Raw genomic sequence first — 26013 nt, forward strand, 5'->3', positions numbered from 1 at the left:
ATCACCCAATCGTTGGCGCAGTTAAATTGTTAAACTCATCAGTACGCCATTTAACTGCACAAGCCTGTTTACAGGACGTATTTGGTTACAGCTCCTTTCGTGGTGAACAACAAGAAATTGTTGAACACATGGTGGCAGGCGGTGATGCACTGGTGTTAATGCCCACCGGTGGCGGAAAATCACTGTGCTATCAGCTACCAGCACTTTTACGGAAAGGTGTTGGTGTTGTGGTATCACCACTTATCGCACTGATGCAGGACCAAGTGGATGCACTTAAACAGCTTGGTGTAAAAGCTGCTTTCCTGAACTCCAGCCTAAATGCAGAGGCCTTTAGCGAGATTACTGCAGCGCTGCTTCGTGGTGATTTACAAGTAGTCTACGTTGCGCCAGAGCGTTTGCTCATGCCCAATTTCATCTCCTTGCTTGAACAGATTGAAGACAGCATCGGCATCGCACTATTTGCGATTGATGAGGCGCATTGCGTTTCTCAATGGGGTCATGACTTCAGGCCGGAATACCGCAAACTCACCATGTTGCACGAGCGCTTTCCGCGCATACCAAGAATCGCTCTCACAGCAACAGCTGACGCACCCACCAGAGCCGAAATCATTGAACGGCTAGCACTTGAAAAAGCACGCCAATTTGTCTCCAGTTTCGATCGCCCCAATATTAAATATCGCGTACTGGCTAAGGCAAATGCACGCCAGCAGCTAGAGGCGTTTATTGAGTCTGAACACCCTAATGACGCTGGCATTATTTACTGCCTATCACGCCGTAAAGTAGAAGAGACCGCCGAGTGGCTTAAAGCAAAGGGCTGGGATGCTCTGCCCTACCATGCAGGGCTTGATGCAGACATACGCAACACCAACCAAAAGCGATTTTTGCGCGAAGAAGGTGTGATTATGGTAGCTACAGTTGCATTTGGCATGGGTATTGATAAACCTAACGTGCGCTTTGTCGCACATCTGGACCTACCTAAAAGCATGGAAGGTTACTACCAAGAAACAGGCCGTGCCGGTCGGGATGGCCTACCAGCTAATGCATGGATGACCTACGGCTTGGGCGATGTAGTCAGCATGAAGCAAATGCTAGAAAATAGCGATGCTCCTGCCGAACGCCAACATGTGGAACGACAAAAACTGGACGCCTTACTCGGCTTTTGCGAATCGACGGCATGCCGCCATCAAACCATCTTACGTTATTTCGGAGAGGCACATCCAGGCGACTGCGGGCAATGTGATAACTGCCTAACACCTACAGATACTTGGGACGGTACTCAGGCAGCGCAAATGGCACTATCATGCGTATATCGCACCGGGCAAAGATTTGGTGTTGTACATCTGATTGACGTGCTACTTGGAAAATCCAGCCCTAAAGTTACACAATTTAACCATCAGGAATTAAGCACCTTTGGTATAGGCAAAGGCTTATCACAAGCCCAATGGAGCAGCGTGTTTAGGCAGTTAGTTGCCAGTGGCTACTTGGAAACTGACATGGATGCATTTGGCGGACTACGCCTGACCGAGGCCGCTCGCCCAGTGCTACGCAGTGAAGTGATGATATGGCTACGGCAAGATCAGGAAGCACCTAAACGCGTGAGTAAAGTTGAGCGTGGCGCTCGTGCGAAAGAAGCCTATGCAGGCGTTGCAGATGACCCGCTGTGGCACGCGCTCAAGGCCAAACGTACCGAACTGGCAAAAGAGCAAGGCGTACCGCCATACCTGATTTTTCACGACAGTACACTGCTTGAGATTTTAAATCATCGACCAGAAAGTCTGATAGAAATGGGCAAGATTAGCGGTATTGGCCAAGCCAAACTTACACGCTACGGTGATGCATTTTTAGAGGTATTAGAGGGCTAGAAAAACTACGGTTAATTGATAATCATCAATTAATCAAACAAATTAGCAGGTGATTTTAAGTAACACTGAAGTTACAAAACGTGAGCGGGTTAGACGTAAAACTAGACTATCAAACCAGAACGCGATGGTCCTTTGGATTTAGCTTGACCATCTGGGCCATAAACTGAATTTGCATCATTATTGCCCTGCAGATGATTCAGTAGCTCTTGGTTACGATTAAAGTGCTTGCTAATCAACACACCATTTAGCCGATTAAGCTCTTTAGCTTGCGCAAGAGATTTTTGGAAGTTAATCCAAGCAGTCTTGATATCTTTTTTGGCTTGCTTCTCTACCCAAGCAGTCATGCCAGACTCATTAGATTGGAAACCATGCGCTTGCAATTGCTGGTAGCGGGCTTTTGCCGCAAGGTTTAAGCGCTGCAACAATAATGATTTTTCTTCCAGAATAGCTTCAATTGCAGCCACATCCGCTTTTACTAAATGCGATTGCTCAAGCTCTAGCAGAGCGATTAATTCGGCCACCAGCTGAGTATCTTGCGTAAAGGTAACTGGCTGGCTGGAAGATGTATTAACCATAATAGCGTTAAGCGAACCGGCTTGTGAGTAAATCTTTTACAGTTTCAATCAGGCCTTCAGCCACCTTTTCTGAATTAACAGAAAACTGACCGCCAGCAATTGCTGATTTAATTGCATCCACTTTTTCAGCATCGTACACATTACTTGCTTTTACTTTAGTTTCTAAAGTTTGTAATTTAGCTGATAGCGGTGATAACGTTACGTTACCTGAAGCACTCTCACCTGATGGTGACTTTCCGGCCTTTTGCTTAGCATCGGTCTCAACCTTTGCAGCATTCGCTTTTTCGATACTGGCTTTATCAAGACCTAGCCCAGCAGCGTTTTTAATTGTCTCATTGATTTTCATGGCATTTCATCCTTTTTGCTAACTTGCTTAAATGCATATACACGCATCCTTAATGCAAATATCGGCATAGTTTAAGCGAACTTTAGCCTTTTACCTAAAATAAAACAATGTTTATGCATAATTAAAAACAAGCATCTCGCCATCGCTAATTTCGGCCGATTAAAACACAACCTCAACTTGACCACCTTGGCGCGCAATGCCGCTAACCACTTGCCCGCTAGCAACTTTAACCTGCACAACCTGACCTTCATTTGCCTTAGCCATTGCTTTACCTTCAGCAGAAACGCGGAAACCTTTACCAGCGGAAGTAATCATCACAGTTTGCCCTTGCTGCACTACCGGCGAAACCTTTAGCATCTCTTGCCTGAGTACAGTACCAGCACTCATGGATATATTCACAATACGCCCTTGCGCCTGTACTACATCGGTAAATATGCCAGCAGGTAACTGCGTTAAATCTCCGGTCTGAAACAACAAGTCTTCAGCCGTGACCACCCTACCCTGCGCCAGCGGCAGTGCCGCAACCAAGTATTGCGCCACCACATTGACGGTAGCCTGTGCGTAGATTGTCCACGCACTAGGCGTACTACAGCGAATACCAACACTCGTTTTACCCCAAGGCCGACTGCCCGCAGGTAAAAAAACTTGAACATCCTGACATTGCGCTAATTTCAAATTGGGATCAATAGCTCCAGCCTGCACTGTAACCTTACCAGGGTACCCGACTGTTTGCGTTTGCAAAAACTCAACGACTTTTGCGTTCAATAGCGATAAATCTTGCTTTGGGTATTGCTTATTTAATGTAGCCTGATTTGTAGCAGCATGTAATGTATGGCTGGTGCCAAGCACCAGAGCAGTGAACACCATTAGGCAATTTAACAAAGCATTTCTCATGCGCACTTTCAAACTAATATTTGCAAAGAATTGCAACGGTAAATGACACTTAACATTAGGCATATTGAATTCCTATGCAGCTTACAAAGATTCAACATGCATTCTACGGACACAGTTGTCTAGCAAAACTAAGAAAAGGGCAAGAAATACCCCTCTTCTTATTCAATCAATTCTTATGCCAACTCATTAGAATTGTTTACAAGTATGTTATCGGCAATAAAAGTATTTTCTTTTGCTTTAGGCTTTTAATTAAATAGGTACTATTAAGAAAAAGTCATAAACTTAAGCAGCGAAAAAGGGAAACGAACATGATTAATAAATTAGATGCAGCTTTAAGCTTTCATCAAAATGCGCTGAGAGTGCGTGGCCAGCGCCAAGAACTAATTGCCGCAAATATTGCCAATGCAGATACTCCAAATTACAAAGCGCGTGATTTAGACTTTGGCGCCGCCATGAAAAGTGCCATGGCAGGCGTAGCAAACAAAGAGGCTTTCAACACCAATAAAACTTCCGACAAACATCTGGATGGCATCCCGTCCAGCATTGGCGGTGGCGCTATGTTTAGACCAATCATACAAGGCAGCGTTGATGGAAACACAGTTGATATGGATGTAGAGCGCAATCAATTTGCAGATAACGCGATTCGCTACGAAGCGAGTATTATTATGATTAACGGGCAGCTCAAAAAAATGCTCGCAGCTATACAAGGGCAGTAAGTACCGAAGCTAGCTGAACAGATGGTTGGTACGGTAAAAGTTTAAGGAGAAATCGATGTCATTATTTAATGTGTTTAATATTTCTGGTTCAGCGATGAGCGCACAAGCGCAGCGCTTAAACACCGTAGCCAGCAATCTTGCAAATGCTGATAGCGCAACCAGCGCCAATGGCACTCCTTATAAATCAAAACAAGTCGTTTTTAGCGCAATGCCAAGCAAATCTCCTGACGTAAGCGGCGTAAAAGTAACAAAAGTTGTTGAGGACAATTCAGCGCCAAGAATGCTGTATGACCCTAAGCATCCGTTAGCAAATGACAAAGGCTATGTCAGCATGCCAAATGTCAATGTTACCGAGGAAATGGTAAATATGATTTCTGCTTCTCGTGCTTACCAAAATAATGTGGAAACCATGAATGCAACAAAAACGATGTTGATGAAAACGCTAACCATCGGCCAAGGTTAATCATTCAATCATTGAATGAAACTGACGCCCGACTAAGCACATCAAACTAGGAGCCTCTAAATGACAACAGTAAACACTACCAATACCGCATCACAAGCCCTGTTAGACGCTGTGAATAACAAGCAGAGCGCAACAACAACATCGGTGAACGATGCACAAGACCGCTTTATGAAGCTGCTCGTTACGCAAATGCGGAACCAAGACCCGCTCAACCCAATGGACAATGCGCAAGTGACCAGCCAAATGGCACAGCTTTCCACTGTCACTGGCATCGATAAACTTAACAACACATTGGAAACATTAATCAGTAATGTGCAATTGGGGCAGTCATACCAAGCTTCTAGCATGATAGGCCGCAGCATACTCACCCCAGGCAATACAATTCAAACCGCTGGTGAAGGTGGTTATTTTGGCGTGGAATTACCTATCGGCGCAGACAAAGTGACGGTAAATATTAAAGACAGCGCAGGCGCCACCGTCAGAACCATAGATTTAGGCAAACAAGATGCAGGCACTGTGCCTTTAACATGGGATGGCTTCAAAGATGACGGCACTGTTGCAGCAACTGGCAACTATAAGTTTGAAGTAAGCGCAACCATAGGCACTAATACAGCTGAGTCTACCGCTTTAAGTTTTGCAAAAGTGTTAAGCATTTCCAACTATCCAACAGGCGTTAAGCTGAATTTGAGCAACCTAATGACAGTTGATACTAGCGCAGTAAAAGAAATTTTTTAAGCTCTACATACATTTAGGCGTTAGCAAATAAATAATTTAGCTCCAAGGAGAATAGCATGAGTTTTCAACAAGGTTTAAGCGGTCTTAACGCAGCTTCTAAACAACTAGAAGTGATTGGCAACAACGTATCTAATGCAAACACTGTAGGCTTTAAGCAATCTAGAGCGGAATTTGCCGATGTTTTTGCAAACTCAATTACCGGTGGTGGCGGAAGCCAGATTGGTATTGGTACCAACTTAGCTACCGTAGCTCAGCAATTCACTCAGGGCAACATTACTTCTACTAACAACTCTTTAGACATTGCAATTAATGGCAACGGGTTTTTCCGTATGTCATCAAACGGCGCAGTTACCTACACGCGTAACGGGCAATTCCAATTAGATAAATTTGGTTACATTGTAGACTCTGCAAGCAAACGCTTAACTGGCTACGCAGCAGATACTAACGGCAACATCTTAAGCGGTGCTGCAGTAGACCTGCAAATCAACACCGCAGATATTCAACCGGTGGCAACCACTGAGATCGAAGGTACGATTAATCTTGATTCCAGAAACAATCCAATGCCTGCTGTACCTGCATTTGACCCGACCGACCCGACTACCTACAACAACTCAACAGCAGTAACTGTTTACGATAGCTTAGGTAACTCACATACATTGCAAAATTTCTTCCGTAAAACATCTGCCAACACTTGGAATGTTTACACAACGGTAGATGGTGTATCAACGCCAGCATTACCGGCAACTACTGCCGTAATGACCTTTACAGGCACAGGAGTTTCACCAACTATTGTGCCAGCATTACCTTCTGTGACATTTACACCATTGAACAGTGCAACACCAGCTGTTGCAAACGGTGCTGCTAACGTTACCACCACAATCGATTACTCTAAGAGTACCCAGTTTGGCTCAGCTTTTAGTATCAACAGCTTATCGCAAGATGGATTTACCTCCGGTCGTTTATCTGGCTTCAACACATCAAGCGATGGCACTATCGTTGGCCGTTATAGCAATGGTCAATCCAAAAACTTAGGTCGAGTGGTACTCTCTAGCTTTACCAACCCTAATGGTTTGCAATCATTAGGCGGCAATGCGTGGTCGGTCAGCGCAAGTTCTGGCCCAGCACTCACTGGCGCACCAGGCAGCGGTCTATTAGGCGTGCTGCAATCATCTGCGGTAGAAGACTCTAACGTGGACTTAACTGCTGAACTTGTGAATATGATTACAGCACAGCGTGTCTACCAAGCGAATGCGCAGACAATTAAAACGCAGGATCAGGTCTTACAAACGCTAGTGAACCTTCGTTAATAGTTAGCCGCTAAAGGGAACGCCGCAATGGATCGCATGATATACACCGCAATGACCGGTGCGAAACATATCCTCGAGAAACAGGCCACAACCAGCCACAATCTGGCCAATGCCACTTCTACTGGCTTTAAATCGCAGATAGATGCTTTTAGAGCTGTTCCCGTCATTGGTGAAGGCTTACCCACACGCGCTTTTGTGGTGGACTCTACCAGCGGCAGTGACTTTAACTCAGGTGCAATTCAATCAACCGATCGTAGCCTAGATATTGCAGTAAAAGGCGATGGCTGGCTGACCGTACAGCGTGCAGATGGCTCAGAAGCCTACACTCGTAACGGCTCGCTAAAAACCAGCCCTAACGGCTTGCTACAAACAGCGACCGGACTCACCATCATGGGTGATGGCGGGCCAATCACCATTCCACCTGATGTAGCAGTTAGTATCGGCAAAGACGGCACGGTTTCTACGGTGAATAACTTAACCCTACCCGGCCCTTCTAATATTATCGGCCGCATTAAGCTAGTTAACCCGCCGCAAGCAAATTTAGTACGAGCTGACGATGGTTTATTTACCACCAAAGATGGCAAACCCGCTACGGCAGATGCTAACGTCAGTGTAGTGCAAGCTGCGCTAGAAAGCAGCAATGTGAATGTGGTGGACGCTATGGTCACGATGATTAGCCTAGCTAGACAGTTCGAAATGCAAATGAAATTGATTCAAACCGCTGAGAATAACGCCAATAAAGCAAGTCAACTCCTGCAATTGACTTAACCGTATATCGGTTATGATGAAGCTATTGTAATAATCTGTCAGTACACTTTAGGCAAAAACAGTTAACTATTGGCTGTGATTAAAGGGAAACAAAATGATACGCTCACTATGGATATCTAAAACTGGTCTAGATGCTCAACAGACGCAAATGGACGTGATCTCAAACAACTTGGCCAACGTTAGCACCAATGGCTTTAAAAGATCACGTGCGGTGTTTGAAGACCTGCTATATCAAACCATTAGACAGCCTGGCGCACAAACATCCCAACAAACACAACTACCTTCCGGCCTGCAATTGGGTACAGGCGTTAGACCAGTGGCTACTGAACGCATTTTTACACAAGGCAATTTACAGCAAACCGGTAATGATAAAGACGTAGCTATCCAAGGCGCTGGTTTCTTTCAAGTTTTACTGCCAGATGGCACAACCGCTTACACAAGAGACGGTGCGTTTCAAGTGGACTTTCAAGGCCAGTTAGTGACGTCTAGCGGCTTTTCTGTACAACCACCAATTACCGTACCAACTAACGCACAAACACTGACTATTGGTCGTGATGGCACCGTGTCAGTCACACTCGCTGGCTCTACAGCGGTGACCCAAATCGGTCAATTGCAATTATCTACATTTATTAATCCGGCCGGCTTACAAGGTAACGGTGAAAATTTATATGTTGAAACTGCCGCATCTGGCACGGCTAACGCAAATACACCTGGTACAAACGGCGCAGGCTTGCTCACACAAGGCTTTGTGGAAACATCAAACGTTAATGTAGTTGAAGAGTTGGTAAATATGATTCAAACCCAACGCGCATACGAAATTAACAGTAAAGCAATTACGACATCCGACCAAATGCTACAGAAACTAACACAGATGTAAATTTAAACTGGTGATAAAATTAAAGGATCATCTAACAAACTTTAAAAAAGCATATATACAAACCAACATATACAAAGATGCATTTTTAAGGTTTTATTGTCAGAACATCAAGAGGCAATCATGCTGAATACCACGCAAGATAAATTGCTAAACACGACAATCAAACCGGTAGTGAATACAAAAACATACCTAGTGACTGTGAACAATAAATTTAGCCGCAATGTTGCTGCAATATTTGCGGCAACATTACTCTACGGTTGCGCAGTAACGCCCACATCCATCGTCAACCAGCCAACAACAGCGAGAGCGCCCTCAATCGGCAATGCCCCCAATAATAATGGCGGCATTTATAGTGCTTCGTCGTATCGCCCGATGTTTGAAGACCACCGCCCACGCTTTATCGGCGATATTGTGACGATTAATATTACAGAAAACACCTCCGCCACCAAAGCAAATGGTAGCGCCGGCAGCAAGCAAGGTTCTGTAAATTTTGAAACCAACGCAAAACTCGGAGATAACATACCAGTTGTTGGCGGCTTGGTATCACGATTACCATTTGCAAAACTAGGCTCCGCTTCAGCTAGCTCAGATAACTCTTATACAGATGATGCTGCCGCCAATGCAAAAAATGTATTCAGCGGCTCCCTAACCACAACAGTGGTTGATGTACTGCCAAACGGCAATCTGGTTGTTAGCGGTGAAAAACAAGTAGCACTGGATAAAGGCACAGAGTTCATTCGCTTCTCAGGGGTGGTTAACCCAGACACTATTAGCTTAGGCAACACCGTGCCCTCTACAAAAGTTGCTGATGCAAGAATAGAATATAGAACCAACAGTAAAATTGATGGCGCAGCGGTTGCATCAATCTTCGCTCGCTTCTTCTTAAGCGTGAGCCCATGGTAGAAATCATATGGCACAACTATTCAACATGAATGCTTCAACAACACAGATACAACGCTTTCAGCAAGCTGTTAGGAGCTTAGCGTTACCCTGCGCACTACTGGCTAGCTCAATTATATGCATGACAACAGCCACGCTTGCACATGCAGAGCGTCTGAAAGACCTGGCTTCTATTCAAGGCGTACGTACCAACCAGCTCATCGGTTACGGCTTGGTGGTTGGCTTAGATGGTACCGGTGACCAAACCGTACAAACACCATTTACTGTACAAAGTATTATCAGCATGATGCAGCAAATGGGCGTAAATTTACCACCAGGCACATCATTGCAACTTAAAAACGTAGCTGCCGTCATTGTCACCAGCAGCCTGCCTGCTTTTGCACAGCCTGGGCAAAATTTGGACGTCACTGTCTCGTCCATGGGTAATGCCAAAAGCCTTAGAGGCGGCACACTGCTGATGACCCCATTAAAAGGTGCAGATGGTCAAGTGTATGCAATGGCGCAAGGCAGCTTAGTTGTAGGTGGGGTTGGCGCGTCAGCCAACGGCGCACAAACCCAAGTCAATCACTTGAGTGTAGGTAGAATTACTGCTGGCGCAACAGTTGAGCGTGCTGTGCCATCCAATATCAGCCAGAACAACACATTTAACCTAGAGTTAAAAGACTCAGACTTCTCTACCGCATCATTAGTGGTAGATGCTATAAACCGCCAGTTTGGTCAAAATACGGCACTTGCACAAAATGGTCGCGTGATTCAAATCAATCCACCGGCCAATTATAGCCGTGTTGCATTTTTAGCAGCCCTAGAGAGCCTAAATGTAGCGCCAGCAGCAAGTTATGCAAAAGTGATTGTCAATGCGCGTACCGGCTCGGTGGTGATGAATCAGACGGTAACACTTGAAAGCTGCGCAGTATCACATGGCAATTTAACTGTCACTATCAATACCGACCCTGTAATCAGCCAACCAGGTGCATTAGCAAGCGGTCAAACTGTTGCAACCGCACGTTCTGAAATCGATATTAAGAAAGACCCAGGACAAGTAGTTAAACTGGACAGTGGCGCAAATCTTTCTGACGTTGTGAAAGCATTGAACGCGATTGGTGCAACGCCACAAGACTTACTGGCAATATTACAGGCGATGAAAGCTGCTGGCTCACTGCGTGCCGAGCTAGAAGTCATTTAACCACCAGCAAGCCATGACTAACAACATCAACACCAATAATAGCAGCATAGCAAACAAAGCAGATTTATCAGGCAACCTTGCAATAGATGCAAACAGCCTAAATAACCTGAAACAAGCAGCAAAAGAAAACTCACCTGAGGCAATCAAGGGTGTAGCTAAGCAATTTGAAGCTATATTCATGAACATGATGCTAAAAAGCATGCGTGATGCCACACCGCAAGATAGCTTATTAGATAACGACCAAAGCCGCACGTTTATCAGTATGCTAGACCAACAGCTGACGAGCAATCTCTCAAATAAAGGCTTAGGCTTAGCAGACGTGCTGGCAAGGCAATTGAGCAAAAATGGCTACGGCACAAATAGCGCGCTTGAACAGGCAGTAGATAACAATACAGCTCCTACGGATAAACAATCCAGATTAAATGAAAACTTAATCGGCAATCCGTTTCTCAATCAAGCACAAATTGCACTGCAACAAAATGCTAGTCGTTTAGGTCGAACCACTAAAGACGCTTCTGAGTTTAAACCACTCAGTGACGACAGTAGCGCTGACAGCTTCCAAAGAAAAATGGCTCAACATGCTGAAGCTGCCAGCCGAGCTACTGGCATCCCTGCCAACTTAATGCTGGGTCAAGCTGCGCTAGAAAGTGGATGGGGAAAGCGCGAGCTTAGAGGTGCCGATGGCATAGCAAGTAACAACCTATTTGGCATCAAGGCCACTGGCAACTGGAGCGGCAAGGTTGTGGAAGCTGTGACTACAGAGTATGTAAATGGTATTAAACAAAAGCGCATAGAGAAGTTCCGCGCATACGATAGCTACGCAGATTCATTTAAAGACTTTGCTAACCTAATGCGTAATACTCCGCGTTATGAAAACGTAATGGCCAACTTGGATAACGTGCAAGGCTACGCAAAAGCCATGCAAAAAGCAGGATACGCAACCGATCCAAATTATGCAGAAAAGCTCACTAACGTAATTAAAAAAGTGTCATCATCATAAAAAGTAATCACCATCCATGGCCTAAAGTTTTAACATTTGATGCCGTCATACAATATATGAAATTAGTTAAAGTGAGACGCTACCATGGCCTCTAACATCTTAAATATCGGGAAAAGTGCCCTTGCTGCTGCACAGGTTGGCATCAGCACGACTGGTCACAATATCGCAAATGCTTCAACACCAGGCTACTCAAGACAAGTAGTGGTGCAAGCAGCGGCGCAATCACAAAACTTCGGATATGGTTTTGTTGGCCAAGGTACTGAAATTGCCTCAGTAACCAGGATTTTTAATGACATCTTAGCGGCACAGGCCGTGCGCAGTCAGTCTAACAGCTCAAGCGCTAATACTTACCTGTCACAAATGACATCTATCAACGATATGTTGTCCAACTCGACCGCTGGCCTTAACCCGGCAATGAGTGATTTTTTTGGGGCGGTACAAAAATTAAGTGCAAATCCGAGTGATATTCCTACTCGCCAGTCCATGCTGTCATATGCACAATCCCTTGCGAGTCGCTTCCAGACCACCAACAATCGCCTAAATGAAATCCGCGACAGTGTTAACACGCAGCTTACATCTAGCGTAAGCCTTGTTAATACCTATGCAACACAAATTGCTGGGCTAAACGATGTAATTGAAAAAGCCGTCAGTGCAAACGGTAGCACGCCTAACGACTTAATGGACCAAAGAGATCAACTGGTCTTAGAATTAAGCAAGCAAATCAAAACTACCGTGGTGTCTCAAGGGCAAGGTGGCTATAACGTATACGTAGGTAACGGCTTACCATTGGTTGTGGGTAAAGAAACCTTTAACATCCTGACAACCCCCTCACCTACTGACCCTAGCCGCCTTGAAGTTGCATACCAATCTAACAATAAAACAACTGTACTTGGCACCAATAGCTTACCGGGCGGGGTCATCGGTGGTTTATTGCAATTCCGAGCAGAATCTTTAGACCCTGTACAAAATCAAATAGGTCAGATTGCAGTAGTGTTGGGCGATACTTTCAACTCACAGCTTATGCAGGGTTTTGACTTAGACGGCAACATTGGGTCAGCGCTGTTTAGCATCCCTGACCCCTTGGTCAACTCAAATGCATACAACTCAGGCCCTACCACAACGCCAGCAAATGCAACTCCGGCGGAAGTGGCTGCCAAGATAGTGGATGCTAAAGCGCTGACCACCAGTGACTACAAACTACAGTATGACGGCACTAACTATAGTGTTACAAGGTTAAGTGACAACACAACGCAAAGCTTTAGCAGCCTGCCTGCAAATATAGATGGCTTAACGATTAGCCAGACTTCAGGCGCCATGTTGGCTGGTGATAACTTTTTAATCAAACCAACGCAAAATGCTGCAACTAAACTTACATTAGCAATTACGGATGCAAGAAAGCTTGCTGTTGGCGGTAGCATACTCAGCTCCAGTGCCAATCTAGCTAATACAGGCTCAGCCAGCATTAGTAGCCCAGTTGCTAGCAGCACATATGCATCAAGCCCTATCGCCAGCCCATTTAATGTTACTTACAATGCTGGGGCACCTAACACGCTGACTGGCTTTATTGCGACAGAACCAGTGACTGTCACTTCTAACGGAACATCTGTCACTTATGCGGCAGGCGCACCTGTTACGTTTATTAACGGCGCAACAATCAGTACTGCTGGTGTAAGTTTTGTGATTTCAGGAACGCCAAGCAATGGTGACCAATTTACAATCACTCCAGGCAGTGCTACTGGCCCTAGTGACAATACTAACGGCTTATTACTAGCCAAGTTACAAAACGCTGACACCATTACCGGTAACAAGAGTTATTCAGACGCTTTTGGCCAAATGGTCAATGGCGTGGGCAACAAGACACGCGAACTCAATATATTAAGCGTATCAGAGGGACAAGTGCTGGAGCAAATCAATGCCTCAGTTCAGTCCGAGTCTGGTGTGAATCTAGACGAAGAAGCAACCAATCTGATACGTTACCAGCAAGCTTATCAAGCTGCAGGTAAAATGATGCAAATTGCGAGTCAACTATTTGATGTGCTATTGCAACTTGGCACCTAGTCAATAGCTTAAGGAGTTACCATGCGAATCAGCACCAATACTATATATCAATCCGGTATTTCTAAAATATCCAACTTGCAATCAGAGCAAACTAAACTGATGCAACAAATATCTACTGGGCAACGCATTGCCTCACCTTCAGATGACCCTGTGGGCGCAGCAAGAGCATTAGAGATTGCACACGCGAAAAGTATCAACTCAAAATTTGCAGATACCAGACAAACCGCACAACTCAAACTCAATACGCTAGAGTCAAACCTCACTAGCGTAACAAACATGATGATTTCAATACAATCATCACTAGTTTCAGCAGGCAATGCTACCTACTCTGACTTGGAGCGAGGCTTTATTGCGGCAGATTTGAAAACAACGCTAGATGGTTTGGTTGGCCTCGCTAATACAAAAGACGCTTCAGGCAATTATTTATACGCTGGGTTTCAAACTGACACAGCGCCATTTGTTGCCAATGCCACTGGCGCTGCATATGTAGGTGACAGCAACAATCAATTGCTGCAAGTGGATGCAGAGCGACAAATGGTAGTAAACGCCACAGGAGATGATGTATTTAAAGCTGGCGGTAATGATGTGTTTGCCACCTTGCAAAACTTGATCACCTTATTAAATACACCATTAACACCTGCAAACCAAGCGGCCTTTTCCACCGGGATTGCCACTGGTCTTAGCAGCATGCGACAAGGTTTAGATAATGTACTCACAGTACGTGCTAGCATTGGCTCAAGACTAAACGAGCTAGACCAATTGGACATTTCTGGTAGTGATTTAGACTTACAATACAGCAAGTCCTTATCTGAAATTCAAGATTTAGACTATGCAGCAGCGTTGTCTGATTTATCTAAAAACCAGACAATTATGGAAGCTGCACAAAAGTCATTTGTGGCAACAACCAATTTATCTTTGTTTAATTTTATTTAAGTTACACTTAAACTTAAGAAGTCACTTCTCATTTAAAGCCTATGCATTAGGCTTTGAATGAACTTCAAGTTACTCTAGTTCCTGCTAAAGCACGTGTCAATCAACCCTAAAGTAATGTCATCTATTGGCTGTATATAAACAATAAAACCACTCAGTGCCTTATTTTCTCTCAGTATGCTTAGGCACAGCGATTTGCATCATATTCTCCGTGCCTTGCTCAATAAATTTCACAATAGGCTGTAGCATACTGGTTAGTGATAATGCCACCACTACAAAGCCCATACTCAACGTAATTGGGAAGCCAATCCCAAATAAGTTAAGTTGCGGCGCAGTGCGCGTTAATATACCTAATGCCATATTAGTAATTAGCAAAGCGCATACAGCAGGTAATGCCAGCATTAAACCCGCACTAAAAATAGTGCTACCCCATGACGCAATTTGCATGAAATCAATGCCTGCTCCACCTAGTGTTATCGGCATGGTGGTAAAGCTTTGAGCCATCGCTGTCACAATAATTAAATGCCCATCCAAGCTTAAAAAAATAAGCATCGCCAGTAACACTAAAAGCTGATTTAAAGCAGTTGACTGGCCGTTTGTTTGAGGGTCAAAAAACTGAGCGAAACCTAAACCCATAGTCAAGCCAATTAGTTGCCCAGCTAAATCCACTGCAGAAAAGACCATCCGCATACTAAAACCGATGGCAAACCCAATAATCATCTGCTGGACTAGCACCAGTAAACCATCTAATGAGAAGACTTCGAATTGAGGAATAGCCGGAATGGTGGGGACAATGATAATCGTAAGCAGGACACTCAAACCCACTTTAACGCGATTTGGTATCGTAGTGTGGCTAAAAATAGGTACGATCGCAACAACGGCCAAAATACGAGTAAGTGGCCATAATAACGTGATCACCCACGTTTGTAGAAACTCACCACTAAATGTAATCATGATTTAAAAGCGATGACTGCCAGCCAGCGTTAATTGGCCATAGCCGGTATGCTCGTAAATACCAAATGCATATAGTCAACCATCGTGCTTAGCATCCATGGGCCAGCAAACATCAGTGCTACAAACACACCTACAAGTTTAGGAATAAAAGATAAGGTTTGCTCATTAATTTGGGTTGCCGCCTGAAAGATACTGACTAACAAGCCTATCGCCAATACAGTGAGCAATATAGGGGCAGCAATCATTAAAGTGATGCCCATTGCATCTCTACCTAACGTCATTACACTTTCTGGCGTCATTAGATACTCCTCGCTACTTTAGCTTTATTAAATGTCAACACGGTTAATAAAAACTTTCCACTAGTGAGCCAAGTATTAATTGCCAACCGTCCACCAATACAAACAGCATAAGCTTAAATGGCAGTGCCACAATGGCAGGAGATACCATCATCATCCCCATAGACATCAGCACGCTTGCAACCACCATATCAATAATTAAAAATGGGATAAATATGGCAAAACCAATCTGAAAAGCTGTTTTTAGCTCACTGGTAACAAATGCCGGCACCAGCACTTTAAGTGGCACTTGATCAGGGGTTTCAATTTTCTCGACCTCTGCCATTTTTACAAACAGGGCAAGATCACCCTCTCGCGTTTGTTTGAGCATAAACTCTTTAAGTGGCGCGACGCCTTTATCCATTGCTTCCTGCATTGAGATTTGATTTTCAGATAACGGCTTATATGCATCCACATAAATCTTATCAATTACCGGTGACATCACAAAAAAGGTGAGAAATAAAGCCAGACCAATCATCACTTGATTAGGTGGGACAGACTGCGTACCTAATGCCTGACGCAACAATGAAAGCACGATGATAATACGCGTAAAACCCGTCATCATTAACACGATGGCAGGTAAGAATGTGAGCGATGTGAGTAAGATTAAGGTTTGTAAACTTAATGTGTAGTCTTGGCCGCCACCTGCACTTGGCGTAGCGTTTACTAAAGGTAAAGCATTTGCAGCTAATACTGAAAATGGTAGTAACACCAAGCCTAGAAAAAACAACCCCTTTAAACAGACCGCCCAACTTTTAACCATTAGTTTTCTCAGTAAATTTACTTGCCGAATTCTTTAAAATTTTTCCAAACGATAAAGCAAGTGTTCCTGCGGTGCTAGCCTGTGCATCTGCATTAACTTTTACGCTATCTGCTTTATCATCATTTGTGGCAACACCCTTTTCTAAGTTAGCAATGGCACTCACATGCCCTGGCGCCACACCCACTACTAGCCATCGATCACCAAGCTCCAATACGACCACGCGCTCACGCGTACCTACGCTGGCACTGCCCACAACATGAATGGCTGACTGCTGATGACCAATACCAGGCAACATGCGCTTCACAAGGTACGCTACCCCTGCCATAACGCCTAATACTAATATAAGCCCTAGCATCATCTTAAGCAGACCACCGGTAGGCGAAGCCTTGGCTATAGGCTCTGCAGCGTACGCTAAACTAGAGGCCCAATAAAGCATGGGGATAAATAATAATTTAAACTTCATTGGGTTCAGCAGTTTCTAGGTTCTTGGTTTAATAAAAGATAATTAACGATTAATTTTTCGTATGCGTTCCGCAGGCGTAATAATATCTGTTAAACGAATACCAAATTTGTCATTAACTACAACCACCTCGCCCTGCGCAATTAAACAGCCATTCACCAACACATCCATGGGCTCACCAGCCATGCCATCCAGCTCAACAACTGAACCCTGAGCTAGTTGTAGCAAGTTTTTAATCGCAATTTTAGTACGGCCCAGCTCAACCGTAAGCTGTACCGGAATATCTAGAATGAAGTCAATATCGTTCTGAGTTTCGTGCAATTTATTCTTCGCTGTAAATTCTGTAAACACTTGAGCCTTCTCAGCTTTATCGGCCTGTAACGCTGAGGCCTGCTCATTCATTGCATCACCCCAATCATCCGCCGCAGTCTCAGACGATGCCTGTTCTGCCATTGCTGCGCCCCAATCATCTTCAGCGATGGCATCAATACCGCTCTCATCCACTGGATCAGTCGCCATAAGGTTCTCCTTTAATATATTCTGTAGAGTTTGATCTCAAAAGTTTCTCAACGCGCAATGCATATTGCCCATTAAACAATCCGTATTTACAAAGCATGACGGGCACACCATCTACCTTAGCCTCGATGGAGTCCTCCATACTAATGGGAATCACATCGCCAACTTTCATGTTGAGAACTGCACCCAAACGCATATCTGTTGTCGCTAAATCTGCAACAATTTCAATTTCAGCTGCTTGCACTTGTTGAGTCATGAGTTTAACCCAACGCTTATCGGCACCAAGGACTTCGCCCTGTAATGGCGAAGTTAATAAATCACGAATAGGCTCAACCATAGAGTAAGGCATGCAAAAGTGAATTTCACCGCTCGCAGGGCCAAGCTCCACATTAAATGTAGTCACAACAACTACCTCATTTGGTGTTGCGATATTGGCAAACTGTGTATTCATTTCTGAACGTAAATACTCAAACTCTATGGGATACACTGGCTCCCATGATTTTGCATATGTTTCAAAAACAATAGCCAAAATACGTTGGATAATCCGTTGCTCAGTCTGGGTAAAATCTCTACCCTCCACACGCGTATGGAACCTGCCATCACCGCCAAACATATTATCAACAACCAAAAAGACTAAGGTTGGATCAAACACCATCAGCGCAGTACCGCGTAATGGCTTCATTTGCACTAGGTTTAAATTGGTAGGGACAACTAAATTACGAATAAAGTCGCTATATTTGGTAATACGCACAGGGCCAACAGAGACTTCAACTGTCCGCCTTAAAAAGTTAAACAGCTCAATACGCACAAGACGAGCGAAGCGCTCATTAATAATCTCCAGCGTAGGCATACGCCCACGCACGATACGCTCCTGCGTAGCTAGGTTATAGTCACGAACACCTTCGGCTTCAGAGGTGGACTTATCATCCTCATTATCTCCCCCTACACCTTTTAACAGTGCATCAACTTCGTCTTGTGATAAAAACTTATCGGCCATAATTTATATTTAATGCAGATTACTGAACCACAAAGGAAGTAAAAAATACATCTAAGACCTCTTGCGGCTTAGCGTTAGGTGCAAAAGGTTTTTTCACCTCTGCGATAATTTCATTGCTCAAATCCTGCTTGCCTTCAACAGTAGATATCTCTGCCGCACTTTTACTGGTTAACAACAACAATAAGCGGTTTTTAACTGCAGGCATATGTAATTTAATTGCCTCGGCAGCCTCAGCACTAGCAACTTGCAGAGAAATGTCCACTTGCAAGAACTTCTCATCCGGGTCTGGCTGTAAATTAACGGTGAATGTGTCTAAAGTTAAGAAAACAGGTGCTTTTGCTGGCTCTTCTTTTTTCACTTCTTCTTTTTTTGTGTGTGATTTTTGTTGGGTAAAAAACCATGCCGCACCACCGCCACCTAATGCTAATACAACAGCGACAATGATAATGATAAGCTTTTTCTTGGAGGCTGGAGCCGCTTCTTCTGGTGCTTGTACTGGATCTTGAGCCATTAACTTTTCCTTTAATTTAACTTAGGTTGCATATTATGCAATCATAGCTATGTTATGGCTACATTATGCAAAAAAATTAAACTACAAGATACAGGAATTAAAGGGAAAAAAGTGTTTTAGATCACTATTTAACTGAATACAGCGGTTACGGGTGCAATTACCCTTAAGCAAAGGTATCAACCAGCCCATCAGATACGCGCACACTCACTTTGGCATGGCTGTCAATCTCCACAGCTTTTGTATTTGCTTGGTTTTTTGCACCTTCAAATACCCGGCCTTGTGCAGCCTGCTGAAACTCCTGCTGCGATTGTTGACTAGTACTTACATTGGCCTGACCCAACTGAATACCAGACTCATTCATTTTTTCGCGTAAGTGCGACATACCGCTCTCAAGCGCTTTTCTTACCTCATCATTATCGGAGATAAATGTAGTATCTGCTTGATCGTTATGCACATTAATCACAACTTTTAACGGGCCTAAATCCGGCGGATTTAATGTAAGCGAGGCAGATTGCTGCCCATTACCGACCATCCATACTACTTTTTGACTAATAGCTTGATCCCAGCCTGTCTTACCTGGGTAAACATTAATAACGTTCGTACTCGCTAATTGTTGTGCCGCAACATTGTTGTTATTTTGCACCGCATTAGTTGATGCAGTCTGCACTTGCGCCACGTTAGGCGCAACATCCTTGACTAGCAAATCTTTAGCTGGCAAGTCTTTTGCAACATTCGCCATAGCTTTACTAAAAGTAGACTCCTCAGCCGCTGACTTCATATCAGGCTTAGCTGTCAGAACATCAGCTAAGCTTTCACCCTGAGGTTTAGCACTAATATCAGCATCCGTCGCGGACTGCTGCAATTGCGACTGTGCTGATGCAGCTACGTTGTTAAATGTAGCCATGAAATTCTTTTGCTGCATAGCGGCATCTGTACTGGTCGGCACAGCACCACCAGCCTCTGTCGCTACTGACACTCGTCCATTATTTGCAGCGTTTTGCAAACCCGGAGCAATGCCTAATGATGAAATCAATTCAGTGACAATAGCTTCTTTATTTTCAGTGCCAGCAGGTAGCGTGGCTGACGGCTGATTTTTAGCATCAACCAAGCCAGCTTGGTTAGCCATATCACGTGCAGCATCTAGTTGTTTATTTAAATCAGCTAAGAAAGAAGCATCAATCGGTGCATTGTTTGAATCTTTACCTGCCTGAGCCGCTTGATCAGCCTCAGACGAATCTTTTACAGACGAGTTTTGTTGTGCCAATTTTTTTGCAGATTCAGCACTATTATCCGGCTTAACTTGCGTTTGGGTTTGCTTAGCTCTAACTTGCTTGTTCAGCTCAGCTTGAAAAGTTGCTTTAGCATTTTCTGTTGATGATTTATTTAGAGGCGAACCATTCTTGCTCGCGACATCAGCCAAATTTAGCGCTTTTGTTTGCGTTACTGGTGTTGGTAATGACTGCATGATAATCCACCTATTAAATACATAGTTACATATTAAACTTAGGCATCATGATTCAATTCATTGATATGAGCACTAAATCATTGCCAGTTCCACAAATTTAACGCCAAGCTTAACGCTTGGTACGCGTCATTCGTGTTGCAAATTCATCCATCAATTTCTGATCTCTTTTTTGCTCAACTTTGGCGACGCGTTTATCCGAACGTGAAATCAACACATCGTAAGACAGCTTTTTGCGCTGGCTTTCTTGCCACAACGTACGGTGCACCTTAACCTGCTGCTGCGCAATCAGCACTACATCTTTCTGACCTGCAATGGCATGATCAAGTTTCTTAAAGAAATTTTGAAAATTTTGATACGCCTCAGCAGTCATGCCTTTAGTGAGGTTCGCTGCCAAATTATCTTGATAACCTTTACGATACTCCAGCAACATATCGTACTTTCCCTGTGCCTCATCAACAAGCTTCATTGCTTTAGCTAATGCTTCCGTTGCCAATTCAACTTCCTTGGCTGCAATTTCTTCTAACATTTTTAACACGTTGCTAGATTTTGTCGTCATAAGAGGCTCCTAGTAATACTCGCTTAGGGTAATGTCTAACAATCAACTTAATGGAACGCCGTGCATGACTGCTGCTAAAAACTGCAAACTCTCGTCCCAGCCAGAACGCTCCGCAACATCTTGCTGCAAAAGCCTTTCTATTAACTCATGCTTAGAAATGGCCATATCCAACACAGCATCACTGCCAGCTTCATAAGCACCTACGTTAATTAAATCCACACTACGTGCATAACGTGAGTTTAGCTGCTTTAATTTACGGGCTAACTTTTGATGCTCAGGACTAGTAATATTATGCATTGCACGGCTAATCGACTGTTCAACATCAATCGCTGGGTAATGCCCGCTCTCAGCCAAGCTACGGCTTAATACGATATGACCATCTAAAATTGCGCGCGCAGCATCTGCAATTGGGTCTTGTTGATCATCACCTTCTGTCAGCACTGTATAAAAAGCGGTAATCGAGCCCTCACCCCTGCGGCCATTGCCAGCACGCTCTACCAATGCCGGTAGCTTGGCAAATACTGAAGGCGGGTAACCTTTAGTAGCAGGTGGCTCACCAATCGCTAGGGCAATTTCACGCTGTGCCATTGCATAGCGCGTTAACGAATCCATAATCAACAGTACGTTTTTACCCTCGTTACGAAAGCTTTCTGCAATAGTGGTTGCATAACTTGCCCCCTGCAAACGCATCAAAGCCGGGGCATCAGCGGGCGCTGCCACCACCACTGAGCGCGCTAGGCCTTCTGGCCCTAAAATCTGCTCAATGAACTCCTGCACCTCGCGCCCACGCTCACCGATCAAGCCCACCACAATCACATCGGCAGTGGTATAGCGCGCCATCATACCTAGCAGTACACTTTTACCGACACCAGACCCCGCAAAAAGCCCCATCCGCTGACCACGTCCAACCGTCAACATACTGTTGATTGCTCGAACGCCAACATCCAAAACATCTTCTATAGGCGCGCGCATTAGTGGGTTCATTGGCCGGGCATTTAATGCAGAGCTTTGGCTTGAATTAATAGCACCCAAATCATCTAACGGATTACCTGCACCATCGACCACCCTGCCCAGCAAGTCAGCACCCACAGGTAAATGTCGCGCCCTATCCGTAGCACGGCGACGCGGCGGCTGGCCATGATGTGGTTTGGGCAAGCTCTCTGCAATTTCTAATGCAAACACTTTTGCGCCTGGCGTAATACCATCTACACTGCTTTGTGGCATTAACAACATACGCTCACCGTCGAAGCCAACCACTTCAGCCTCCACTCGCCTACCCTCTACTAATGGAACATAGCAGGCACTGCCGATTGGCAACTTAATGCCGACTGCTTCCATGACAAGGCCTGTAAGCTTAACGATACGTCCGGCAATCTCCAACGGCTCAACAATACGTAATATTTCTTTACAATCACGAATATGGTTACGCCAGCGCTGCTGATGCACATTTAAATGCTTACTTTCAGCAACCTCCAGCACCTCATCACTCATGGTAGCAGCCAATCATTATTCTGCGCCAACGCCTCGGTAATTCTTTTCCAACGTGTAGCATTAGTTGCGTCTACTTGATTTGCACCGGTCTCCACTAGGCAACCACCGCGCTCTATACTGCTATCTTCATGTATTTGCCAATGGTCATTGGCAATTTCGTCCGCCATGTGTTCTCGCAATAAGTGCATGTCATCATGGTGGACTAAAATTCTAGCTGGCCGCTGAATTTGCGGTAAATAATGAATCGCATCCAGTACAACGGGAAGTAAAACTTTCTCATCTACGTTCAACTTAACTTTCAGCATAGACTTTGCAATATCCAGCGCTAAAGAAAGCACATCTTCAGCAATTTGCTCGTCAGAATTTTCTAGTGCATTACTAAATGCATTCATGAGCGTTAAAAATTGCTCTCTTTCGACTTGGGCTAACTCTTTAGCCTGAGTCATCCCTGCGGCAAAGCCCTCTTGCATGCCTTTATTGTAGGCATCTTTACGAGTCGCTTCAAAAACCAACGCTATATCTGCAGGATTAGCAGATGGCACTTCCTTTTTCTTAGGCTGACTAGCTGCAACCATCCCCCTGCCGCGATGATCAAGGTCTGAAAATGAAGCCATTTCCCAGCGCTCATAAGCACTCTGTTGCTCTTTAGGTATATTGCTGTTAGCCATGCGAGGCTGCCTTATACATATTGGTCATCGCCACCTTTACCTGCCAACTGAATTTGCCCCTCATCAGCGAGCCTACGCACAATTTGCAGTATTTGCTTTTGCTGCGCCTCAACCTCTGAAAGTTTGACAGGCCCTTTGGACTCCAAATCTTCACGCATCATTTCAGCAGCACGAGATGACATATTTTTAAATATTTTCTCGCGCATTTCTTCGGTAGTGCCTTTAAGCGCAATAATGAGTGTTTCCGACTGCACTTCTCTCAACATAACCTGAATGCCTTTATCATCAATATCCATGATGTTATCGAACACAAACATCTCATCCATAATGCGCTGAGCCATCTCGTCATCGTAATTCTTAAGGCCCTCTAGCACGACAGCCTCAGTTTCGCCATTCATGAAGTTCATGATATTGGCAGCAACCTTGACTCCACCCATGGTTTGTTTCTTAATGTTTTCATTGCCTGTAAGCAACTTTGTCATCACGTCATTCAGTTCGCGTAGTGCGACTGGCTTAACGCCATCGAGTGTTGCAATGCGGAGCATAACATCTTGGCGTAAACGATCAGTAAAATGACCAAAAATTTCAGCCACTTGGTCTGGCTCTAAATGCACTAAAATTGTGGCAATAATCTGTGGATGTTCATTCTTAATAAACTCTGCAACAGTATGTGCATCCATCCATTTTAAACTCTCGATACCGCTAGCGTCTCGCGTTTGTAGAATACGGTTTAATAGACTAGAAGCTTTATCGTCACCTAACGCCTTCGTTAATACAGAGCGAATATACTCATCAGAATCTAAGCCTAAATTACTGCTCATCTCTGCCTCTGCAAGAAACTCACTCACCACGGTTTCTACTTGCTCACGACCTACAGACTTTAAGGTTGCCATTGCAGCACCCAACTTTTGCACTTCTTTAGGACTCAGAAACTTCATCACCTCTGCCGCTTCATCCTCCCCCAAAGCCAGCATTAGCACTGCACTTCTCATTACACCTGCATCACTCATCTTTTATTACTCGTTTCCATTGGTCCAGTTAGCCACCACACTCGCAACCATCCTAGGGTTATCTTTTGCGATTTGCTTAGCTGTTTCTATTTTTTGCGTATAAGCTGGCTTATCTGCCGCACTACTACCGTCTGCACTAATATTCACTACGGCATCAGGCGCCTCGCCTTGGCTAGCTGCTGCTTTAGCAGGCGTAGTTAATTTATTTAACAATGGTTTTAAAGCTTTGCGGTAAATAATAAAGAGTGCGATTACACCAACCAAAAAGCGCAATACATCTTTAGCATTTTCAATCACGCGCGGGTTCTCCCAAAGTGGGATTGCTGGCAGCACTTCCTGTGGCTCACCTGCAAATGGTGTGTTTACAATAGCCAATGAATCTCCGCGCTCTTTATTAAAGCCCATCGCCTGCATTGCAAGGTCATTGATCTGCGTTTTTTCAGCCGCAGTTAAAGCCCTATAGCTCACCTTACCCGTTTTCTTATCTACCACAGGCATGTTATTAACAACCACGGCAACATTCAGGCGTTTAACACCCCCCATCGGCTGCTGCCTATAACTCACTGTTTTATCCACTTCATAGTTGGTGGTAAGGTTCTTCTCAGTGTTGGTTGGCGGTGCGCTATTGGCAGGCTGACCATTGGCATCAGCATTGGTAGCTTCTGTTGTAATTGGTGCGGTAGCGGCTGGTGGCGGCTGGTTAGAAAGTGCACCAGGAACGCCAGCAGCCTCTCCATTAGCAGACTTAGTTTCATTACTTTGCATACTGCGTACAGCCGCAGCATCCGGCTGCTGATTCGGCTTATAAGTCTCAGCCGCTTGCTCTTGAACAGAAAAATCAATTTCAGCACTAGCTTCCGCACGCACATTCTTAGGCCCAACAATTGGGCTGATAATTGACTCAACGCGCTTTACTATGCTTTGCTGAATCTCTTCAACATATTTTAGCTGCTCTGGGTCTAAGTTCTTTGCACCCATTTTTTTAGTTGTATCTGAAAGTAAGTTACCATTTTGATCGACCACGGTAACGTTAGTTGTAGGCAAATTAGGGACGCTACTCGCAACCAAATGCACAACAGCGCTTACCTGCTGCGCATCTAGCGTTCTACCAGGGCGGAGGTTTAATAATACAGAAGCAGTAGGTTTTTGCTGATCACGGACAAACACGGATGGCTTAGGTATTGCTAAGTGGATTCTTGCGACTTCTACTGCCGCGATAGACTGAATACTGCGTTCAAGCTCGCCTTCTAGGCCACGCTGAAAGTTAACCTGCTCAACAAACTGTGACACGCCAAACTTTTGATTCTCTAACAACTCAAAGCCGATATTACCGCCTTTAGGCAATCCGTCTGCCGCCAATTTCAATCGCACCTGATGCACCTGTGCGGCTGGCACCATAATGGCTGTGCCACTATCAGAGAATTTATAAGGTACATTCAATTTCTCTAGCGCAGCCACAATGGCCCCGCCATCTTTATCGGTGTAATTAGAGAATAACACCCGATAATCTGGCTGCTGACTCCACAACCAAAACACGACCATCACAGCTACGACAGCAGCAATCCCTGCTACTAAGAGCAATTTACCTCCCATCTGGGCGAACACACCAGTACTACCTTCATTCGCCAGGGCGGCGTCAGCTGCTGCCATTTAATTTCTCCATTAGACTTCTA

28 protein-coding genes are annotated in these 26013 nt (G+C 44.7%); 12 read left to right on the forward strand and 16 right to left on the reverse strand.

Annotation, left to right across the window (positions count from 1 at the left end):
- The first annotated feature begins 26 nt into the window (after positions 1–26).
- Complete coding sequence (recQ, locus tag ACSSU7_RS04595) at positions 27–1862, forward strand: DNA helicase RecQ (protein WP_492517545.1); 1836 nt, start codon at positions 27–29, stop codon at positions 1860–1862.
- A 101-nt stretch (positions 1863–1963) separates the two neighbouring features.
- Here recQ and ACSSU7_RS04600 read toward each other — a convergent pair whose 3' ends face one another.
- The 3 genes from ACSSU7_RS04600 to flgA form a co-directional block, all read right to left on the reverse strand.
- Positions 1964–2437 carry a flagella synthesis protein FlgN gene (locus ACSSU7_RS04600; RefSeq protein WP_492517546.1) on the reverse strand — a complete coding sequence of 158 codons (474 nt, stop codon included), beginning with the start codon at positions 2435–2437 and terminating at the stop codon, positions 1964–1966.
- A 7-nt stretch (positions 2438–2444) separates the two neighbouring features.
- Positions 2445–2783: a flagellar biosynthesis anti-sigma factor FlgM gene (flgM, locus tag ACSSU7_RS04605; RefSeq protein ID WP_492517547.1), complete on the reverse strand. Its 339-nt coding sequence runs from the start codon at positions 2781–2783 to the stop codon at positions 2445–2447.
- 159 nt (positions 2784–2942) lie between these two features.
- Positions 2943–3740 carry a flagellar basal body P-ring formation chaperone FlgA gene (flgA, locus tag ACSSU7_RS04610; protein WP_492517548.1) on the reverse strand — a complete coding sequence of 266 codons (798 nt, stop codon included), beginning with the start codon at positions 3738–3740 and terminating at the stop codon, positions 2943–2945.
- Between the two features lie 245 nt (positions 3741–3985).
- Here flgA and flgB point away from each other — a divergent pair, with 245 nt between their 5' ends.
- The 11 genes from flgB (at position 3986) to flgL (ending at position 14617) form a co-directional block, all read left to right on the forward strand.
- Positions 3986–4393, forward strand: coding sequence for a flagellar basal body rod protein FlgB (gene flgB / locus ACSSU7_RS04615; protein WP_492517549.1), 408 nt, complete (start codon positions 3986–3988; stop codon positions 4391–4393).
- A 55-nt stretch (positions 4394–4448) separates the two neighbouring features.
- Positions 4449–4856 (forward strand): flagellar basal body rod protein FlgC, encoded by a 408-nt coding sequence (flgC, locus tag ACSSU7_RS04620; protein WP_135277390.1) that lies wholly within the window; start codon positions 4449–4451, stop codon positions 4854–4856.
- A gap of 60 nt (positions 4857–4916) precedes the next feature.
- Positions 4917–5591: a flagellar hook assembly protein FlgD gene (locus ACSSU7_RS04625; protein ID WP_492517550.1), complete on the forward strand. Its 675-nt coding sequence runs from the start codon at positions 4917–4919 to the stop codon at positions 5589–5591.
- Positions 5592–5647: 56 nt separating this feature from the next.
- Positions 5648–6898, forward strand: coding sequence for a flagellar hook protein FlgE (gene flgE, locus ACSSU7_RS04630; protein WP_492517551.1), 1251 nt, complete (start codon positions 5648–5650; stop codon positions 6896–6898).
- A 27-nt stretch (positions 6899–6925) separates the two neighbouring features.
- Positions 6926–7666 carry a flagellar basal body rod protein FlgF gene (locus ACSSU7_RS04635; protein WP_492517552.1) on the forward strand — a complete coding sequence of 247 codons (741 nt, stop codon included), beginning with the start codon at positions 6926–6928 and terminating at the stop codon, positions 7664–7666.
- A gap of 94 nt (positions 7667–7760) precedes the next feature.
- Positions 7761–8543, forward strand: coding sequence for a flagellar basal-body rod protein FlgG (gene flgG, locus ACSSU7_RS04640; RefSeq protein ID WP_135277399.1), 783 nt, complete (start codon positions 7761–7763; stop codon positions 8541–8543).
- Positions 8544–8663: 120 nt separating this feature from the next.
- Positions 8664–9446 (forward strand): flagellar basal body L-ring protein FlgH, encoded by a 783-nt coding sequence (locus ACSSU7_RS04645; RefSeq protein ID WP_492517553.1) that lies wholly within the window; start codon positions 8664–8666, stop codon positions 9444–9446.
- Between the two features lie 7 nt (positions 9447–9453).
- Positions 9454–10626, forward strand: a complete 1173-nt coding sequence (locus tag ACSSU7_RS04650; protein WP_492517554.1) for a flagellar basal body P-ring protein FlgI — start codon at positions 9454–9456, stop codon at positions 10624–10626.
- A 13-nt stretch (positions 10627–10639) separates the two neighbouring features.
- Entirely contained in the window at positions 10640–11626 is a 987-nt protein-coding gene (gene flgJ / locus ACSSU7_RS04655) for a flagellar assembly peptidoglycan hydrolase FlgJ (protein WP_492517555.1), read from the forward strand.
- Between the two features lie 84 nt (positions 11627–11710).
- Entirely contained in the window at positions 11711–13684 is a 1974-nt protein-coding gene (flgK, locus tag ACSSU7_RS04660; protein ID WP_492517556.1) for a flagellar hook-associated protein FlgK, read from the forward strand.
- 21 nt (positions 13685–13705) lie between these two features.
- Entirely contained in the window at positions 13706–14617 is a 912-nt protein-coding gene (flgL, locus tag ACSSU7_RS04665) for a flagellar hook-associated protein FlgL (protein ID WP_492517557.1), read from the forward strand.
- Positions 14618–14776: 159 nt separating this feature from the next.
- On the opposite strand, the gene fliR is transcribed toward flgL, so the two are convergent.
- From fliR to fliF, 13 genes are all read right to left on the reverse strand, one after another.
- Complete coding sequence (gene fliR / locus ACSSU7_RS04670) at positions 14777–15568, reverse strand: flagellar biosynthetic protein FliR (protein WP_492517558.1); 792 nt, start codon at positions 15566–15568, stop codon at positions 14777–14779.
- Between the two features lie 29 nt (positions 15569–15597).
- The gene (fliQ, locus tag ACSSU7_RS04675; protein ID WP_019898894.1) at positions 15598–15867 is read right to left on the reverse strand and encodes a flagellar biosynthesis protein FliQ; all 270 of its coding nucleotides are present in this window, start codon (positions 15865–15867) and stop codon (positions 15598–15600) included.
- 43 nt (positions 15868–15910) lie between these two features.
- Complete coding sequence (gene fliP, locus ACSSU7_RS04680) at positions 15911–16666, reverse strand: flagellar type III secretion system pore protein FliP (RefSeq protein ID WP_492517559.1); 756 nt, start codon at positions 16664–16666, stop codon at positions 15911–15913.
- Entirely contained in the window at positions 16659–17129 is a 471-nt protein-coding gene (fliO, locus tag ACSSU7_RS04685) for a flagellar biosynthetic protein FliO (RefSeq protein ID WP_492517560.1), read from the reverse strand. Before fliO ends, fliP begins: the two co-directional genes overlap by 8 nt.
- A 42-nt stretch (positions 17130–17171) precedes the next feature.
- The gene (gene fliN / locus ACSSU7_RS04690; protein ID WP_492517561.1) at positions 17172–17645 is read right to left on the reverse strand and encodes a flagellar motor switch protein FliN; all 474 of its coding nucleotides are present in this window, start codon (positions 17643–17645) and stop codon (positions 17172–17174) included.
- Positions 17635–18639 carry a flagellar motor switch protein FliM gene (gene fliM / locus ACSSU7_RS04695; RefSeq protein WP_492517562.1) on the reverse strand — a complete coding sequence of 335 codons (1005 nt, stop codon included), beginning with the start codon at positions 18637–18639 and terminating at the stop codon, positions 17635–17637. The genes fliN and fliM overlap by 11 nt, the downstream gene beginning before the upstream one ends.
- Before the next feature lie 19 nt (positions 18640–18658).
- Entirely contained in the window at positions 18659–19150 is a 492-nt protein-coding gene (gene fliL, locus ACSSU7_RS04700) for a flagellar basal body-associated protein FliL (RefSeq protein ID WP_492517563.1), read from the reverse strand.
- Between the two features lie 163 nt (positions 19151–19313).
- A complete protein-coding gene (locus ACSSU7_RS04705; RefSeq protein WP_492517564.1) occupies positions 19314–20615 on the reverse strand; it encodes a flagellar hook-length control protein FliK in 1302 nt (433 codons plus the stop codon).
- A gap of 109 nt (positions 20616–20724) precedes the next feature.
- Positions 20725–21171 (reverse strand): flagellar export protein FliJ, encoded by a 447-nt coding sequence (fliJ, locus tag ACSSU7_RS04710; protein ID WP_492517565.1) that lies wholly within the window; start codon positions 21169–21171, stop codon positions 20725–20727.
- Positions 21172–21213: 42 nt separating this feature from the next.
- Complete coding sequence (gene fliI / locus ACSSU7_RS04715; RefSeq protein WP_492517566.1) at positions 21214–22662, reverse strand: flagellar protein export ATPase FliI; 1449 nt, start codon at positions 22660–22662, stop codon at positions 21214–21216.
- Entirely contained in the window at positions 22659–23330 is a 672-nt protein-coding gene (locus ACSSU7_RS04720; RefSeq protein WP_492517567.1) for a flagellar assembly protein FliH, read from the reverse strand. The genes fliI and ACSSU7_RS04720 overlap by 4 nt, the downstream gene beginning before the upstream one ends.
- A gap of 11 nt (positions 23331–23341) precedes the next feature.
- A complete protein-coding gene (fliG, locus tag ACSSU7_RS04725; RefSeq protein ID WP_135277427.1) occupies positions 23342–24340 on the reverse strand; it encodes a flagellar motor switch protein FliG in 999 nt (332 codons plus the stop codon).
- Between the two features lie 6 nt (positions 24341–24346).
- A complete protein-coding gene (fliF, locus tag ACSSU7_RS04730; RefSeq protein ID WP_492517568.1) occupies positions 24347–25990 on the reverse strand; it encodes a flagellar basal-body MS-ring/collar protein FliF in 1644 nt (547 codons plus the stop codon).
- Positions 25991–26013: the final 23 nt, after the last annotated feature.

The organism is Methylotenera sp. E1MeOHC1 (assembly GCF_058745595.1).

Bases quoted from the DNA above. Each gene is read 5' to 3' on its own strand.
- fliO (WP_492517560.1), bottom strand. From the start codon at position 17,129: ATGAAGTTTAAATTATTATTTATCCCCATGCTTTATTGGGCCTCTAGT.
- fliN (WP_492517561.1), bottom strand. From the start codon at position 17,645: ATGGCGACTGATCCAGTGGATGAGAGCGGTATTGATGCCATCGCTGAA.
- fliJ (WP_492517565.1), bottom strand. From the start codon at position 21,171: ATGACGACAAAATCTAGCAACGTGTTAAAAATGTTAGAAGAAATTGCA.
- ACSSU7_RS04635 (WP_492517552.1), top strand. From the start codon at position 6,926: ATGGATCGCATGATATACACCGCAATGACCGGTGCGAAACATATCCTC.
- flgK (WP_492517556.1), top strand. From the start codon at position 11,711: ATGGCCTCTAACATCTTAAATATCGGGAAAAGTGCCCTTGCTGCTGCA.
- flgC (WP_135277390.1), top strand. From the start codon at position 4,449: ATGTCATTATTTAATGTGTTTAATATTTCTGGTTCAGCGATGAGCGCA.
- flgB (WP_492517549.1), top strand. From the start codon at position 3,986: ATGATTAATAAATTAGATGCAGCTTTAAGCTTTCATCAAAATGCGCTG.
- flgL (WP_492517557.1), top strand. From the start codon at position 13,706: ATGCGAATCAGCACCAATACTATATATCAATCCGGTATTTCTAAAATA.
- fliQ (WP_019898894.1), bottom strand. From the start codon at position 15,867: ATGACGCCAGAAAGTGTAATGACGTTAGGTAGAGATGCAATGGGCATC.
- fliL (WP_492517563.1), bottom strand. From the start codon at position 19,150: ATGGCTCAAGATCCAGTACAAGCACCAGAAGAAGCGGCTCCAGCCTCC.
- flgA (WP_492517548.1), bottom strand. From the start codon at position 3,740: ATGCCTAATGTTAAGTGTCATTTACCGTTGCAATTCTTTGCAAATATT.
- fliG (WP_135277427.1), bottom strand. From the start codon at position 24,340: ATGAGTGATGCAGGTGTAATGAGAAGTGCAGTGCTAATGCTGGCTTTG.
- fliM (WP_492517562.1), bottom strand. From the start codon at position 18,639: ATGGCCGATAAGTTTTTATCACAAGACGAAGTTGATGCACTGTTAAAA.
- ACSSU7_RS04600 (WP_492517546.1), bottom strand. From the start codon at position 2,437: ATGGTTAATACATCTTCCAGCCAGCCAGTTACCTTTACGCAAGATACT.
- fliR (WP_492517558.1), bottom strand. From the start codon at position 15,568: ATGATTACATTTAGTGGTGAGTTTCTACAAACGTGGGTGATCACGTTA.
- flgJ (WP_492517555.1), top strand. From the start codon at position 10,640: ATGACTAACAACATCAACACCAATAATAGCAGCATAGCAAACAAAGCA.
- fliI (WP_492517566.1), bottom strand. From the start codon at position 22,662: ATGAGTGATGAGGTGCTGGAGGTTGCTGAAAGTAAGCATTTAAATGTG.
- ACSSU7_RS04625 (WP_492517550.1), top strand. From the start codon at position 4,917: ATGACAACAGTAAACACTACCAATACCGCATCACAAGCCCTGTTAGAC.
- flgM (WP_492517547.1), bottom strand. From the start codon at position 2,783: ATGAAAATCAATGAGACAATTAAAAACGCTGCTGGGCTAGGTCTTGAT.
- flgG (WP_135277399.1), top strand. From the start codon at position 7,761: ATGATACGCTCACTATGGATATCTAAAACTGGTCTAGATGCTCAACAG.
- ACSSU7_RS04720 (WP_492517567.1), bottom strand. From the start codon at position 23,330: ATGGCTAACAGCAATATACCTAAAGAGCAACAGAGTGCTTATGAGCGC.
- flgE (WP_492517551.1), top strand. From the start codon at position 5,648: ATGAGTTTTCAACAAGGTTTAAGCGGTCTTAACGCAGCTTCTAAACAA.
- fliP (WP_492517559.1), bottom strand. From the start codon at position 16,666: ATGGTTAAAAGTTGGGCGGTCTGTTTAAAGGGGTTGTTTTTTCTAGGC.
- fliF (WP_492517568.1), bottom strand. From the start codon at position 25,990: ATGGCAGCAGCTGACGCCGCCCTGGCGAATGAAGGTAGTACTGGTGTG.
- ACSSU7_RS04645 (WP_492517553.1), top strand. From the start codon at position 8,664: ATGCTGAATACCACGCAAGATAAATTGCTAAACACGACAATCAAACCG.
- ACSSU7_RS04650 (WP_492517554.1), top strand. From the start codon at position 9,454: ATGGCACAACTATTCAACATGAATGCTTCAACAACACAGATACAACGC.
- ACSSU7_RS04705 (WP_492517564.1), bottom strand. From the start codon at position 20,615: ATGCAGTCATTACCAACACCAGTAACGCAAACAAAAGCGCTAAATTTG.